At 58.3% G+C, this 16,154-nt stretch carries 8 protein-coding genes; 1 reads left to right on the top strand and 7 read right to left on the bottom strand.

The features are described 5' to 3' along the window. Nucleotide 1: 1 nt before the first annotated feature. The 3 genes from AC13QO_RS22870 to AC13QO_RS22860 all read right to left on the bottom strand — a co-directional run bounded on the left by AC13QO_RS22870 (nucleotide 2) and on the right by AC13QO_RS22860 (nucleotide 7,516). Nucleotides 2–3,148, bottom strand: a complete 3,147-nt coding sequence (locus AC13QO_RS22870) for an SNF2-related protein (RefSeq protein ID WP_184337124.1) — start codon at nucleotides 3,146–3,148, stop codon at nucleotides 2–4. A 160-nt stretch (nucleotides 3,149–3,308) separates the two neighbouring features. Further along, nucleotides 3,309–6,371 (bottom strand): AAA family ATPase, encoded by a 3,063-nt coding sequence (locus AC13QO_RS22865; RefSeq protein ID WP_184337123.1) that lies wholly within the window; start codon nucleotides 6,369–6,371, stop codon nucleotides 3,309–3,311. Next, complete coding sequence (locus tag AC13QO_RS22860; protein WP_488541932.1) at nucleotides 6,368–7,516, bottom strand: exonuclease SbcCD subunit D; 1,149 nt, start codon at nucleotides 7,514–7,516, stop codon at nucleotides 6,368–6,370. The genes AC13QO_RS22865 and AC13QO_RS22860 overlap by 4 nt, the downstream gene beginning before the upstream one ends. Nucleotides 7,517–7,588: 72 nt before the next feature. On the opposite strand from AC13QO_RS22860, the gene AC13QO_RS22855 reads away from it, so the two are divergent. Then, nucleotides 7,589–8,407, top strand: a complete 819-nt coding sequence (locus AC13QO_RS22855; protein WP_184337121.1) for a BrxR family transcriptional regulator — start codon at nucleotides 7,589–7,591, stop codon at nucleotides 8,405–8,407. Nucleotides 8,408–8,862: 455 nt separating this feature from the next. Here the strand turns inward: AC13QO_RS22855 and AC13QO_RS22850 are convergent, their stop codons facing one another. Genes AC13QO_RS22850 through AC13QO_RS22835 form a run of 4 tightly spaced genes read right to left on the bottom strand, consistent with a single transcriptional unit; the run spans nucleotide 8,863 to nucleotide 16,152 of the window. Continuing rightward, the gene (locus AC13QO_RS22850) at nucleotides 8,863–11,838 is read right to left on the bottom strand and encodes a restriction endonuclease (protein ID WP_488541931.1); all 2,976 of its coding nucleotides are present in this window, start codon (nucleotides 11,836–11,838) and stop codon (nucleotides 8,863–8,865) included. Further along, on the bottom strand, nucleotides 11,835–13,100 hold the full coding sequence (locus AC13QO_RS22845) for an HNH endonuclease family protein (RefSeq protein WP_184337119.1): 1,266 nt from the start codon (nucleotides 13,098–13,100) through the stop codon (nucleotides 11,835–11,837). The genes AC13QO_RS22850 and AC13QO_RS22845 overlap by 4 nt, the downstream gene beginning before the upstream one ends. A 17-nt stretch (nucleotides 13,101–13,117) precedes the next feature. After that, the gene (locus AC13QO_RS22840; protein WP_184337118.1) at nucleotides 13,118–14,911 is read right to left on the bottom strand and encodes a site-specific DNA-methyltransferase; all 1,794 of its coding nucleotides are present in this window, start codon (nucleotides 14,909–14,911) and stop codon (nucleotides 13,118–13,120) included. Then, a complete protein-coding gene (locus AC13QO_RS22835) occupies nucleotides 14,908–16,152 on the bottom strand; it encodes a DNA cytosine methyltransferase (protein WP_184337117.1) in 1,245 nt (414 codons plus the stop codon). The genes AC13QO_RS22840 and AC13QO_RS22835 overlap by 4 nt, the downstream gene beginning before the upstream one ends. Between the last annotated feature and the right edge of the window lie 2 nt (nucleotides 16,153–16,154).

Below are 16,154 nucleotides of genomic sequence, written 5' to 3'. Positions count from 1 at the left end.
GTCAGACGACCCTCACAACGCCGGCCGCAAGCGGGATCATCGTTGGATCGACCTGTTGCCGCCGTGAAACGCGATCAAGCTTGGTCTTCAACTGCTCCTCCTCTTTCCTGATAAGACCTTCCGTCATCGCAACTGGGCGCAGATTTCCTTCCGCGCGAAACCGGGCGACGCGGGCCTTCAAGCCTTCGATGCGGCGGCTCGCGAGCTTTTCGGCGCTGGTTCGCTGCTGATCGCAGCGCACCGTGTTCTCCGCCTCAAAATCGGAAAGACGCTCCGAAAAGGCATCCCCCAGGGACTCTTCGCACGTCACGGCCGCCTCACAGATGATCTCGATGTCCGGAAGCACGTTGACCGCATTCGGCAGCTTTTCTCCCACGCGCGAGGCAACGGTAATCAGCGCCTCGGCCTCCGAGGCCCCAAGGGTTCGGTCGCTTCCCAGCGGCTTCACCCTGAAGGCAAGCGACTGATCGGATTTCAGGCCGTTGAACGACCAGCGGTGAGCGCTGAATACATAGTCGCCAGGAGGGACGCCGGCGTCTTGCGCCGGGACTTTTATCGCGGTGACGCGATGGAGCTGACTTTGGTCGTCCTCGTAACTGAAGCGTACCCACTGTATTAGAGGATGGCTGGGCTCGATGAACTCCGCCTCGCCGGAAACCTCGTCAACCCGGCGCGGGTCGAAAATGCACAGGGTCGGCCTGCCGCTTCGATGAAGCTGCGTTCTCGTCGATGGCCGTGCCTCCGATATGAAGTAACCCAGCGAGCGCCGCGCTTCCTCCGAGAGAGTAATGCGCAGGGCATACTCCGCGCCCGCGACGGCCTCGAATTTGGTGCCGGGGAAATTGCGCGCGAAGAAATCCTCCACGAGGGACTGGAGCTCGCTTGCGCTGAGCCACCGGCCGTTTTCGCGGCTATCGCTGATATGGTCGAGGATGTAGTCGGAAAACCCGACAAGGTTGACCGCTTCTTCCTCGAGGCGCTGCTGCTCCCGCTGTGTGTTGCAGATTGCGAGCTCCGCCTCGACGGATTTTCGCTCGCGCTCCTCGTCCGTCAGGGTCGGATCGAGCAGGTTGACGAGCAATTGCTCGGTCACTTCCCCGAGAATGTCTTCGAGATCGCCGATGCTCTCGCGGAACACGTTGATGCGATCGTAGAGCCTCATCAGGATGCGGTCTTCGATGGTGTTCTCGACAACCATATTGATGATCGAGATGCGCTCCGCTTTCTGCCCCAGGCGGTCGAGACGGCCGATCCGCTGCTCAACCCGCATCGGGTTCCAGGGAAGATCGTAGTTCACGATAAAGCGGCAGAATTGAAGGTCGATGCCCTCGCTTCCGACTTCGGAAGAGAGCAGGACTGACGGCCCGTCGGGTCGGGCGAAGGCGTGTATCAGATCGTCCTTCTCTTTTCCCATGTCCCCCATGATCAGCGCCGCATTGATCCCGTCAGCCTTCAGACGGCGGGCCAGGTATTTGAGGGTACCGCGATAGAAGGCGAAGATGACGAACTTCTCGCGCGGATTCCGTTTCAGCTCATTCGCAAGAAACTTCTGGAGCTTGCGATACTTTTCATCGCCCTTTTCCAGCACGGCGAGATCGTGCCTGAGGCCCATGTCGGGCGAGGCGGCATCAACCGTATCGTCGCCGTCTTTATTGCCCAGCGGCTCCGAACGGAGCTGCGGCGAAATCCCGAAGTCTTCCCACAGAAGCTCTTCGATGAGGCCCTTGTCGCCCCAGCTTTCGAGCGCGCCGACGATCGAACTGGCCATCTGCCTCTGCCGAGCGATAAGCGAGAATAGCGACACGCCGGTCTTGCCCGCCGCTTCATCGCGCAGCCGGCTGGTAACATGGTCGTAGAGCTGTTTCTCCGCCGCACTGAACCTGACGCTGAGAACCTGAGGCGCCCGCTCGACGCGCCGCTCCAGAACTTCGCGCTTCCTGCTTCGGGTCATGTATTGGGAAAGGAGCGAGCGCGATTCCAGAAGCCTGAGAATCTCCACGCGCCGTTCGGCATCGGTGGCGTCAACGCGAAGATGTTCCTTGATGCGCGCAAGGACGGCGTCATTCTTGAAATAGTCGGACTTCTCCGCCTCGGAAATTGCCTTCAGCGCCGCCGGAACGTCCGCCGGCTGCTGCCATAACGCCCTCTGCGCGCGCACTATGCAGGAGTTCGCCGAAAGCATTTCTCCAAAGAGAAATGAATCGTAGAACTGATCGGGATCAATCAGGCGCAGAAGCTGGTAAAGGTTGTCGCTGCCGATCTGAATCGGCGTTGCAGTCAGCAGCACAAAATGGTGCGATGCCTCTCTTAGCAGGCGGGCAAGCCGATTGTTGGCGGTCGAGGGGTTTCTCAGATAGTGGGCCTCGTCGATAACGACGTGGTCGAAGAGGGCGAACTCCTCGCTGGCCGTGTTCTGGTCAAGAATGCGGGCAAATTGCGCCCTGACGCCGCCGACATTCTCATCGTCATAATTTGCGGGAGGACGCAATCCCTCCAGGCTGGTTATATAGACGAACGACTCCGCGCTCTTGTAGCTGGCGATGTCCTTGACCCTCTCATAAAGGGTACGCGCGGAAACGATTTCGCCGGTTATGTTGAAACGCTTGCGCAGATCCTCGCGCCACTTCTCGCGCAGCATGGCGGGACAGATGATCAACAGCCGCCTGGCTTGATGACGGGCCTGAATTTCTTTCCAGATATACGTTGCTTCGATGGTTTTCCCCAAACCGACTTCGTCGGCGATCAGCATCCGGCCGATCGGGGACTCGATAAACCGCATGACCGGCTTGAACTGGTGCGGATAGAAGTCCGTGTTGCTGGCCTCCATCGAATAGAAGACGTTGGTCAATTCGCCTTTGATCTTCTCAAAGGTCAAAACCTGCCTGAGGTCGCTGGGGCCGCCGAATGAGCCTCCCTCAAGCAGATCAAAAATCTGCACCTCGTCCGCGATGGGCTCCAGCAGCTCGTAGCGCTTGTATTGCTTTTCGTGGGGGCCGAAATTCACTTCGACCAACAGGAAAGTGCCTGCCTTCTTGACCCTTCCGGTCGTCGTTCCCTGCCTGCCCGGATTATCGCGGAGCCGAACGCGCGTCCCGCTCGCTTCCGGGTTCCAGCCGGACGGCTCTTCTTCCCGTATTGCGCCCGTCATAGTGCCCCTCGCACAGTATTTCACGAACAACCAAATTAAATCCAATACCCATGTGGGCATTTCCACATCTTTACTTATTTATATTTCAGCTACATCTTGTGAGGCTCCCCCTGGCCGACGATGTTAGCCCGCGTTCATTTTATCGCAACCCCTTGTTTGGCTACGCAAAGCGTTGGCTGATATGGCTGCCGCCCGTCGTCTTGCTGATCTGGAACCCGAACGGGATTGCCTGCTGGACTGCGTCAACGTGCGAGATAAGACCAACCGCCCGGCTCTCGCCGACAATGTCCTGAAGAATCTGAAGCGCCTGATCCAGCGCCTGCCCATCGAGCGTTCCGAAACCCTCGTCGATAAAGATCGTATTGAGGTGAACGCCCCCGTTTACGCTCTCCACCACGTCGGAAAGCCCCAGGGCCAGCGCCAGCGCCGCCATGAAAGTCTCGCCCCCCGAAAGGGTCGCCGTTGCGCGAGTACGCCCCGTATGCACGTCATGCACAACGATGCCGAGTCCCTTCTTTCCGGCGCCTTTGGCAACATCCTGTTCGCGCTCCAGGCTGTAGCGCCCCCCGCTCATCGGCTTGAATCTTGCGTTTGCCGAAGCGAGCACAAGGTCGAACATGGCGGCAATGGCAAAAACCTCCAACATCATGTTCGCGTTGTTCTTACCGTCGAACGCATGCGCGACCGCCGCGAGCGGCGCATAGGCGTCTTCGGCCTTCGTGATCTCACTCAACGCACCGGCAATGCTGTCGGTCAGCTTTGCCAGAAACTCAGCGCGGGAAGCCGCGAAGGCCGCCTTCCGATAGGCCTCATCCCTGACTCGCGTCGCTTCTTCACTTTCGGTGCCAAGCCCGGTAAGGCCGGGACGATCCTTCCCTTCGACATTTGCGCCGGCACGGGCGGCCCTGTCGCGAGCAGCATGGAGATCTTGTCCAAAGCGCTCGATAGAGGCCTGCAACTCTTCGATGCGGCCGATATTCGCCTTATGGGCTTCGTATTGCTGCCGGGTCAGGCCGTTCGCGGCCAGACGGCCGCCGAAACCTTCTTCCGCCTCTTGCTGCTTGGCGAGCGCAACCTCACGGGCGTTCACCGCGCCTTCCTCGTCCTTGCGCGCGGCGATCCGCGTCTCCCCGGCCTCACGCTCGGATTTGATCGCCTGTTCAAAAGTAAGATCGCGCTTTCTAAGCTCGTCGTCGGCAGCGGCAATCGCGGCCTCAAGCGCCTCCGTCGTCCTGAGATCTTCGGGAACCGACGCAAGGGCATCCTCCAGCCCCTGGTCGGCAAGGGCACGGCCGGTTTTAGCCAGATCGCGGCCCACGCGCGCAGCCTCTACGGCTGCGCTCGCTTCAGGCAACCTGGCTTCGACTCGCTCCAACGCGCCTCGCAACGCTTCGAGATCGACCGCAGGGTCGAGAGCCTCAATATCGCCCTGAACCTTGGCGCTATGCTCCTGAAGTTCGGCGGCAGTGTTCTCCGGCTTCGCCAATCCCGCAAGAAGATTTTTCCTTTCCGAAAGCGTCGCCTCTTTCGCGGCAAGGGCCTGGCCGCTGGCAGCGCTCACGCTTCGGGCGCTATCAAACGCCTCGCGGGCAGCGGTAAAGGCATCGTTGCGCCCCGCGCTTTCCGCCCGCCCGTGGGCGGGCGCTGGGTGGTCGTGGGAACCGCAAACAGGGCAAGCCTCACCAGGCCGCAACTTTTCGGCAAGATGCTGCGCCTGCGCTCCTGCCAGCGCCGCCTCTGCCTCGTCAAAGCCGCGCTGCGCATCTTCCTGCGCCCGGCAATTCTTCTCGTGAACTTCGCGAGCGCCGGCAACGTCACTCCGCGCGTCGTTGACCGCCTTGAGCGCCCGGTCATAGCCACGCGCCGCCTCGAGCTTTGACTTCAGCTCCTGGGCCGCTGCCGAAAGCGCCACCCGCTGCCCGGCCGTCGTTTCCGCCGTCTTGATCTGCGCTGTTATGCCGGATTGTTCGCGAACGAGCGCGCTATGGCTATTCTGCGCCGTCTCAAAGATCGTCGCCGCATTGCTCTCGTTACGCGCCGCCTCTTCCCTGGCCGCCTTCTTCTTCTCGGCGAGAGCCAGCGTATCGCGATGACGCATCATAGCCTTGCCCTGCTCCCGCAGGATCTCGGTCTCGCCGCGTTTTGCCTGTTCCGCCGCCAGCAGTTCGGCCGCCTTCCGCATCGCCTCGTCGGCCGCCGCGCGCGCAGCTTGCGCCTTCGCACAGGTGTCGTTTGCGGTGGACAGATCGGTACACGCGCGCTGCATTACGGCATCGACATCGCTCAGGCCCCGGGCCACGAGTGCCCCGCTCAGGACAGCCCTGTCTTCTTTGATTTCCTTGCCTTTGGCCTCCATGGATCCCAGTGCCAGCGCCGCCGCGTCGTTCTCGACAAAGGCTTTCTCGACTTCCTGGGCAGCAGCCAGCGCCTGAGCGGCCAGCGCCGCATAGCCCTTTGCCGCCTCCGCCGCAGCAGACTCGGTTTTGTATTCTTCCTGCGCCTGCTGCGCTCCCGCCGAAAGGTCTTCGAGCGTCGCAAAACCTTCCTGCTCCAGCCTGCTTGCGCATAACTGGCGATCGGCCCTGATTTTGTCCTCGGCAGCTTTCGCGTCGTCCTTCATCTTCTGGGTAAGCTGCTTGTAAAGCGAGACATCGAAAAGCTCGCGCAGGATCGCCAGGCGGTCGTTGGTTTTCGCCGCAAGAAATTTCTCGAAGCGCCCCTGGGGCAAGAGCACGATCTGCCGAAACTGTTCCGGCCCGTAGCCTAGCCTTCGCTCAAGCTCATCACGCACCTCGGAGACTTTCTTCTCCGCAATCGGCGTACCCTGGTTTTCGGCGGTGATTTCATCGAGGGGAATTCCGGTGACATCGAACAGCCACGCGCAATGCGCCTCCTTCGTCTCCTTGTCCCCACGCAGGGCCGGCCGCACCTGTTCCGGCCTGCGCCGCACAAGGTATCTCTGTGCGCCGAGTTCGAAGACGAGTCCGACCTCTGTCAGGCAATCCGGGCTCGCGTGATCCGACCTCAAGCTTGATGCATCCTGGTCGTCCCGGGCTGGCTCACCGAACAACGCAAACGATATCGCGCTGAATATCGATGACTTCCCCGATCCGGTCGGGCCATAAATGCCGAAGAGCCCGGCACTGAGTGCGTCCCTGAAATCGACAACCTGCTCGCCCGCGTAAGGGCCGAAGGCCCGGAGTGTAAGCCGCAACGGTCTCATACCCGCTCCTCCACGTTATTAAGTTGCTTCAGGGCAGAGCCCACTAGCGCCATTTCGTCATCCGTACCTTCCTCGCCGCGCACCTGGCTCAGAAACTCGCCAACCACGGCGACCGGATCGTCGAGCTTGGCCTGGGAACTGCCGCGCAACAGAATCGGCTCGGCGCTCTCGTCACGCTCGTAGGTGAGCGCAAGGGCGTTGGGATAATGTTCCCGGATCCTGCCCATCGGATCGATCAGGAGTTTCTTGTCGGTCAGCACGAGCTTGATGAAATCCTCCGACGGCTCGCGGCTGCCTTTGTCCAGGAGCTCCTCGAACTCCCCTTTCAGGACGCGAACGGCGCGAGGCGGATTGATCGGGAGCTGCCGAAGGGTCACCGATCCGTCCCCGGCAAGATCGACCATGGTGAGCGATTTGGTGCTGCCCGCTTCGTCGAAGCCGAAGGCCAGCGGCGAGCCGCTGTACCGGATATGATCGCCGCCGGCGCTCTGCTGCCGGTGCAGATGGCCCAGTGCGACATAGTGCGCGCCGTCGAAGACGCTGGATGGGACAGTCTCGATGCCGCCTATTTGCAGAGGCCGCTCGCTCTCGCTCGGGGTCGCGTTGGCGACAAAGACGTGGGCCGCGACGACCCAGCGCACATTGCGCGGCACGTAAGTGCGGGCGCATGCCACCTGCGCGGCCAAAACGTCGGCAGGGCATGCGATCGAGTTGTCCCCGTAGCACTCCCGCGCCGAGAACTCATTGCCGAAAGGCAGGCCGGTGAACGCGACAGGCCCGTGTCCGTCTTCGAGGATCAAGGGGCGCTCCTCGGGCGAAAGCGGCCCGCGTATCAGCAGCCGCTTCGGATCGGCAAAAGACGCGTAGGAAGCGATCCTGTCCCCGGAGTCGTGATTGCCGGCGATCAGTACGATCGAGGTGTCGCAATCGGCGTGAACCGTCCGGATGAAATTATTGAACTGGCGAACCGCCGTGGCGGGTGGCGAGGCGCGATCGAATATGTCCCCTGCAATAACCAGGGCATCGGGAGAATGCGCCCTTACCGCCCCGAGCACCTGATCCAGGACTGAGCCGTGATCGGCCTCAAGCGATTGCCCATAAAATTGGCGCCCCAGATGCCAGTCCCCTGTGTGCAAAATCTTCATAGCCATTGATCCATCTAAAAATTACATGTATAAAAATTAGACGTATATCGCAATCAGAGTCAAGCCCTTGTTATGAGCCTGGAAACCCTCAAACATCCGCAGCGCGAAAGGCTGGTTTTTCTGGATCAATGCTTCACCTGGCGCGGCACGGCCAACCGTCGCGACCTGATGGATCGTTTCGGGGTTTCGACAGCGCAGGCGGCGCTGGATTTCAAGGCCTATCTGGCCGAGGCCGGAAAGGACGCGCCGCGCTACGATGCCGTCAGGAAGGTCTATATCGCCCAGGCGAACCATCGTCCCATCACCCCCGAATTCTCGTTCGGCGACTGGGAGCGGGTGCTGCAGGCAAGCGGCACCGATCGCTTCGATGCACTTCCCTCGCTGACCCGGCGGAGCGATCCCGCCATGCTCGCGCTGCTAAGCCGGGCTGCTGAGAACCGGCAGGCAGTCGAAGTGCAGTACATCTCCATGACGACCGGCGATCAGACGCCCCAATGGATCGCGCCGACGCGGTTTGCCTCGGATGGCTCGCGCATCCATGTGCGCGCTTACAGTTTCAAGCATGGCGAATACCGCGACTATGTTCCGGAACGGATTGCGCCTGATAGCAGCTTTGAGACAAGGAATCTGGAAGAGGACCTGCCGTTCGACCGCGACTGGCACACAGTCGCCCGTATTACCCTCCGCCCGCGCAGCAATCTTTCCAAAGAGCAGGCAGCCGCTGTGCGCCGTGAATACGCGTTTGACGGCGACGTTCTGGTAGTCGAGACGCGCAAGGCCATGGAGTTTTACGCGGACCGCCGGTGGAATCTCGACAGGGAGGAAGCAAGGCTTGAGCGCGTCGGCACTGAGTATATCGAAACCCGCCCTGCTGATGGCGGAACGACCTAGCGCTCCTCCCGCGCCCCTCGCCGGCTCCTGCCTGTTTGCCCTGAGATGTATCCTTATCGTAGCCTGATTTCAAATCGAAGCCGAGCATAGCCAGACGAGGTTTAGACGTGAAAGCCGGCCTCCATCGTTTTGATCAATCCGCAATCTCCCGCCGACTCCAGACTGGTAGGCAGCCGGTCTTCCGTGACAGTCGGTTCCCACGGCTCTCTGGCAACAGAGATCCCCGATGGACAGCCTCAACCTTTGGTTTTGGCCGTCGAAGCGGTGAACACCCTCGCAAAATGATAGCTCGGCACTATCGCCTGCTGCACGAACTGGATTGCCTGTTTGAGGGCAACGTCGCCGAAGGCACAGCGTGCAGGTGGTAAAAGAGCATGCTATGCGCGCATCTGCACCATGTGGAATTGACGGCGTCACTTCATCCTTCTCATTCATGCCAGCGATGCCCGTCGAGTTCATATCGACACCTCTGCCAGTGAGGTCACGACACCGTAATCGACCCCGATGGCTTCGAAGTGCTTGCGGCCGCAGGCGATCTTCTGGTTTTCCTTGGTGCGGCGCTCCTCGGAATCAATGGTGCTCTTGGTTTCGCGGACGAAGTAGAGCTTTTCCTCGCGCTCGGTAGCGAAGGCCCAATCGGGATTGTAAGAGCCGATGGGGGTGTCGATCTTGAACCATGAGGGCAGTTTGACGAAGAGCTTGACGTTCTCGTTGCTGTCCAGATCGCGGGCGAATTGCTTCTCCACCTCGGATTCGTATTCAATCGCATCGAAGAGCGATTTCTCTCGATTCTGCACCTCGTAGAGATTGCTCAGGTAGCGGACGATCCCCTCCTCGGCGTCCTGCTCTATGCGGCTTTGCTCCCAATGAGCACCGGCAACCTTCTCGTACTTGATGCCCTCCAGCATGAGATCGTGAAGCGCGCGCGAGATTTCCTTCGCGACCGCCGCCATAAAGGCCTGGGGATTCATTTTGAACTCGCCAAGCCTGCCCGAGCGTTTCAATATTTCCGCAAGGGTGTGCCGGGTCAACTCCGTCTCCTTTTGCAGGAAGGCGAGGATGTCCGGCAGCATCTTCGCCGGCTCGGCCTCGCGAACGCGGGTCGCGATCTGCCTGTCCGCCGACACGCCCGCATCCGTAATGTCCACTTCGACGACGGTCGTGGCAACGCGCGGCGCCTTGATCGGCTCGATCTGCTTGATGCGCTCTAACGCCCTTTCGATGAGGTCGGGCGGAGCAAAGGTCACGCGGTAACGGGTGCGGTGCTTGATCTTGTCCCAGAGTTTCTGGAAGTCCTCGCTTAGATGGACTTCCTTGCGGAATTTCAACTCCCGCCGGTCGCGGGCGTTGACGATGCGGTTCTTGAAGACCTTGCGGTTGACCTCATCGACGATCTCCGCGCGAAGATCGCCGAATGCATCCGATACTTTCAGCTCGAAGTGCGGTTTTTTGGGATCAAACTTGTCCAGAATGTCGCCAGCGTTGTTGAGATAGCCGCCTGCTACCAGCTCGGCCCAGATTTTCGCCGATTCATCCTGCCCGATCTCGCTTTCCGACCCGTCTTCGGCCTTGCGAACGAGCTTCGCGAACGCAATCTTCTCGACCTTTCCGAAGCGGATGCCGAAATCCTCCTCGAATTCAGTTTGAAGCGCCCGCGCGAAATCCTCATAGGACTCGTTCGCGATAACGGTCAGCCGGTTCACAGTTTCGTCGTGAACACGCTCGCCCCGCTTCTCGCCCATGCCATAGACAGGAAGCCGCAATCCGCGACCGATTTCCTGCCGCTTCTTGTCGGCGGACTGGGTCTCGTTGAGTGTGCAAATCTGAAACACGTTGGGATTGTCCCACCCCTCGCGCAGGGCGGAGTGTGAGAAGATGAAGCGCAACGCGACTTCGGGATCGAGCAGCCGCTCCTTGTCGCGCATGATCAGATTGAAAACGTCTTCGTCTGCGGCTAGCTGCGTCTTGCCGGAATGTACGTTTTCAAAGGGTGTGACGACCTTCTTATCCTGCGAGAAGTAGCCATTATGAATCTCGGCAACGTCGAACGGGATAAGGCCCTTGTAGATCGGCTTGGCCGTAAGCTCCTTGTACGCCTCCTCGAACCACTGGCCAAGCTTGCCAAGGCTGGTCGTGCCGTCGTCGTTGTAGACGCGGTAGTTGGCGACGCGGTCGATGAAGAAGAGCGAGAGCACCTTGATGCCCTTGCCCTTGAGCGCGCGCTCCTTCTTGAGATGCTGTTCTACGGTCTCGTAGACCTGCGCTTTCATAATGTCTTCGGCAAGGCCGCCGGATTCCTGCCCCAATTCCAGGAACCGCCCCTGATTGAACTCGATATATTCTGATCCGGGCGTGCAGTCGATATTCTGCACGATGTAGCCGTTGCGGTAGGCCTCGCGCTCTTCGGACTTCACATACAGGTCGTCGCCCTGCTTGACCCATATCTTCGTGGCCTTCGGCCCCATCTTGCCTTCCTTGTGAATTTCGACGCGGGCGCGGATTCCGTTCGTATTGTCGGTTGAAATCAGCTTCACATAGGCGTCGTTGAAATTTTCGTCCGAGCGCACCGACGCGACCTCGATCCGCTTCACAAGGCGGAGATCGTAGGCCCTGACCGGATCGAGCTTGTAGACAAGATTGTACGGGTTTTTATGGGTCGCGCTGTAGCGCAGCGTCACCATCGGGTTGAGGTTGCCGATCGCCTTGCGCGACTTCTCAGTCGTATCGACGCTCTGCGGCTCGTCGATGATGACGATGGGATTGGCGGCCTGTATGAACTCGATGGGCCGCCGCCCGGACATCCGGTCGTTCTCGCGGTTGATCACGTTGAGCTTCTTCAGATCCTCCTCCGTCATTTCCGACAAGTCCTTGTCGGCAACATCCTTCTGGAAGGACTGGATGTTGATGACCATGATCTGAATCTGGTTGCTGGTCGCGAACTGCCGAACCTTGCCGAGGCGCTTGCTGTCGTAAACGAAGTGATCGAACGGAGCCTTGTCATAGAGAGTCTGGAAATGCTCCTTCATCGTTTCGATGCTCTTGAGCACGCCCTCGCGGATGGCAACGCTCGGCACGACGATGATGAATTTCTTGAAGCCGTAGGTTTTGTTCAGCACGAATATGCTGCGCAGATAGACATATGTCTTGCCCGTCCCGGTCTCCATTTCGACGGAGAACTCGCGCCCCTCAAGGGCCGCGACTTTCTCAATGTCGTTGGCCTCCTGAACCCGATGGACGTTTTTTAGCAACTCGTCATCCGGCAGATTGAGCCGGTTGCCCATGCCCAGCTCGGTCTGGAACAGCCCGCCGATCTGGATGTTCTGAAACGCCATCGCCCCGGCCTGCGCGAAAGGCTGACCATCGAACACACCGACAACGGCGTTGATCGCGTCCTGCTGATATTGAAGGGAGGGATCGAATTTTAGTTTCATCCGGCGACCTCGGCAAGATCAGAGTGCTTGTTATTCTTGATCAGATTGCAGGTCGGGCAAGCGACCTGCCCGTTCGACACGGTGGTCTGCCCGCCTTTGGAGTGCGGCACCTTGTGGTCGGCGTGCCAGTCGGCCCAACCGAGCTTTTCCCCGCCGCAATGCGTATGGATTTGGCAGCGCCCATCGTCCTTGCGGTAGATCGCGAGCCTCTGCTCCGGCGTGAATACACGGATGGCATCTATCGTCGGAATATCGGCGCAAGCGAGGAAGAAACGCTTTTCCAGATATTCAAGCCGTCCCCTGATCGAATCCTCTCCGTCCGTCGAATAGCTCGTGAGGCGGCGATATTCGACCAGCGTCGCGTCCCGCAGTTCCTCATCAAGTTCCTCCTGCGCCCGCCGCTCGGCTTCAAAACCTATGAACCAATCCGCGAGCGCGCTTTCCGTCCCCGCATGGACGTATTTCTCTAGCAGCGTCGAGGCGAGGCAATAGAGCGTAATGATGTTGTAACGCTCAAGTTCGGGGGTTTTCTCGGGGAACGCCCGCAGCAAGTAGTCGAAGACGCGGCGAACCTTCTTCGCGACCTTGCCGCTGCCGTCAAATACAACATTCTCGTTATACATACGGTTGAGGTCGGCGTCGCGAACGCTTGTCGGGCCGCCGGCCATCTCTAGGCAAACGACTTGCGCCGCCACCTGGTCGAAAGTGAAGCGTTTGTTGCTGAACTTGCATTTTGTGAAGAGCTTATGCTGGGCAAGCTCCTTCACGAAATCACGCATCTGGCCCGGCATGGCATTGCGTTTTTCCTGCGCTTTCAGCGTCGTGCCGTTCTGAAGCCGCAGAAACATATCGCGGACTTCATCTTCCTCATCGTTCTGCACGGCGTCATCGACGATAACCACGTCCACCGGATACGCATCGAAGATCGTGCTGACATCAAGGTCGAGCTGATCGTAGGTTTTTCCGGCGCAAGGGAAGCCGTTCACCGGATCGGTGTCGCGGGCCAGCGCAAACTCGCCGGAGCGGAATTCCCAGATCGTCCGAAGACGCTGCTGCCCGTCAATAACCTCGTATTTCACGCCGTCAGCTCGATTGACGGCGCGCCAGTACATCTTCGGAATGTCGAATTCGCGAAGAATGGAATCGATCAATAGCTGCTTCTGCTTCCGCGACCAGGCGGGAGGGCGCTGATAATCGGGCGTGGGATCGACCTTCTTCTGCCAAGCGCAAATCGTCGAGATCGGGAGGGGTTTTTTGCTCATTCTCATGATCAACCCCCTCAAACCGTCTTGAAGACGATTTCGGATTCCTCGGCCTCGGCCCGCGCCCGGAAGGTCTGAACCGCATTCGCCTTCAACTGATCGTTGCCCTTGAACCCCTCATCCAGGCAGATGACCTGCAACGGATTGGCCTCCGCAAGCGCATCGATCAGTTCCGGGGTGATCTCCTTCTCAAGACAGATGAGCAGCGCACCATTCTCGACTGAAAATACTTGTTTTCCAGCCAACTCTACCATCTGGTACTCTGTGGTTAGGGGAAAACCAGCGCTCAGGAGTAACTCGAATAGCAGCTCGTCACGTCCGGCGCCTTCCCTAAGATGCTGAACATGGCTATCCAGGCGGCTGATCATATCTCCGTCCGAATCGTCGCTCCAGTGCCGAAAATTCGATTGCGCAAGTTTGAAACTTCGGAAACCCAGGGACGCATCTTTTCTTCGTGAGGCATTCGACGCCAATCTTTGTAGCATAGCCTCCGAAAGCGTCAGACTGCTTCCCTCCAGCTTTTCAGGAAATTCGATCAGAATAAAAGACGGCGCTTGCCCACTCTCTTCGAGAGAGAAAATCGTCTCCCCCATCGTCCCTGTGCCGGCATAGCAGTCCAGAACCAAATCATCTTTCCCGACATTCGCTATGCTCAGTAGATGTCTCATCAATCTTGTTGGCTTCTGAGACAGCTTCAAATCCGGAAGATGCTTCCTCAGCTCTTTTGTTGCTTCGTCCGTATGACCTACCTCATCATGCTGAAGGATCGTCTTGGGCATCGCTCCTTGGCGTATCTCAAATAAATACTTCTTCTTCGCCGGTATCGAATTCTTTCCATCGACCCCCCACCAGAGCCTTTTCTCCTCCACATTCTTTTCGTGCTCTGCGGGCGAGCAGGCCCAAACTCGAGTCTTCTTGGGGAACTTTTTTTCGCTCGTGTTGGGATTGGTGACTTGGTAGTACAGATTAGGACGCTCTTCTGCTGTGTACCTGCACGTATAGTCGGCGGCCTTCCAAGGGCCTCGTGGATCGGCATCTGGATTCGTATACCTGGCTGACTGCTCGTCAGTCATGGGCAACAAGCCCGCCGCGAACTCTTCGGAGCGCCGGTAACACAGCACGTTCTCATGAACGTACCCGACGTCCTTTGTGTCCGGAGGCGGCGAATATCGCTTCTCCCATACGAACGAGGCTACAAAATTCTCCTCGCCAAAAATCTCGTCCATCGCGGCACGAAGATGATGGGCTTCATGGTCGTCTATCGAAACAAAAATCACTCCGTCATTCGAAAGGAGGTTCCTGCACAAGAATAGTCGGGGGTATATCATATTCAGCCAACTGGAATGGCCGTTTCCAGCGGGTATTCCGACGCTTTCGTTCACGTCTTTACCGCCGACGTATTGTAAATACCGTTCGAAATGACCGTCGCGGTCATCAAAAATCAGTTCCCCTCCGATGTTGAACGGAGGATTCATATAGATCATCTTGATCCGACCGAAATAGGATCGTTCGATGAGTTTCATAACTTCTAGGTTTTCACCTTGAATCGCAACGTGACGTGCTGAGTCGAAATTCGTCGAAGTCGTCGGGTCAGGATGCAAGGCACCTTGTGCGGGTCGCTGGATTCGGCTCAGAAGAGACGACTTCCCTCGCCAGTCGAATCTAAATCTATTTGCATCCTTGCTGGTGAGATCTCGGGCGAAAGCGTCCAATATAAAATCGCGCAGCAACTTGTCGTCGACACGTTCCCCCCCAATTGACGAGAGAAGGTCGTCAATTGGCATATCCAGATTGCCCGTATTCTCGTTCAATTGTCGCCCCATCGCTCTAGTTTTTCCAAATTGTTTCGATACTCCATTATTTCCGAAAGCATCTCTCCAAACGCAGTCAGACTATCCCCACGAGATGGATGTATTTTTCCACGTCGTTCTAGAGTCTGCTTATAAAGCACATCGAATAGATCTGGTGGCATTGGGGTGCCTGAACGGACGGAACGGACGATGAGGCCCGCAGACGCCTGCGCCGAAAGCGGCGGATGATCGCTTGGCTCTAGGAAATCGGCGAGGTTCGAAGCCAGCGCGCTCGACTTGTGATCTATCGCCCATTCGACTTCGCCATCGAAGTATCCGGAGGCTGAGCGGACAGAGAAACCGCTCCGTATTCCCGATGGCGGGGAGGCATTCATGACTCTCGATACAACAAACTCCCCGACCGGCCTCGCAACCGCATTGCCCGCCATCCTGAGTAACGTCGATGATGAGAGACCAGAGGCGGGGATGTCGGAAAATCCTTGAAGCGCAAGGTTCTCTGCGACAGTCAACTTACGGGCACTGAGACCGTTGAATACCGCTACTGTTCCTCTGCCTCTGTTATCCGTCGCTCCAACTTTCAAGGCAGGAACATAGCCGGTCGAATAGCATATGGATCTCTTGCCGCCGGTCCAATAAAAGCCGTGTACGTTTCGCGTGTCACTGCCAGCAAAATCTGCTGGGACATCACTGTGAAGACCCAACGCATAAGACGGATGTTTTGACGCGACGATGAATAACCTATTGCGGTCTTGGGGAAGACCGAATTCCCGAGCATTCAGCAGACGCCACGCGATGTAGTTAAAGCCGTGGCTCCGGACAGCGAGTTTTGCTGCCTCAAAATCGGCTCCGCCCGCGAGCGTCAACAGGTTCGGGACATTCTCACCCACGATAGTATGCGCGCCAGATGCCACGGCTACGCGCAGCATATCAAAGAACAATCCCGAGCGGTTCCCAGAGAGGCCGAGTTGTTTGCCTGCGGAGCTTATATCCTGGCACGGCCAACCTCCAACCACAAAGGAGGCTGGAGGAGGTACGTTGAGGCTCCTGACATCATCGTGGATTGGAACGTCCAGGTTCAACGGGCGGCTTCGAATGACCGCGTGGCACTCGGTGTCTTGTTCACAAAAAAGAACCGGCGGAATTGAGGGATGCTCTAATCCTCCTATTCCAGAGAACAAGCTCAAATAGGCATTCTGTGGTTCAGCGAACTCTGTTTTTGTTTGGTGCATTGTTTTTGTCATCG

This window comes from Rhizobium sp. CNPSo 3670, from assembly GCF_057784555.1.
The sequence above is the reverse complement of the archived record's forward strand: the minus strand, read 5'-3'. Positions and strand labels throughout refer to the sequence as shown.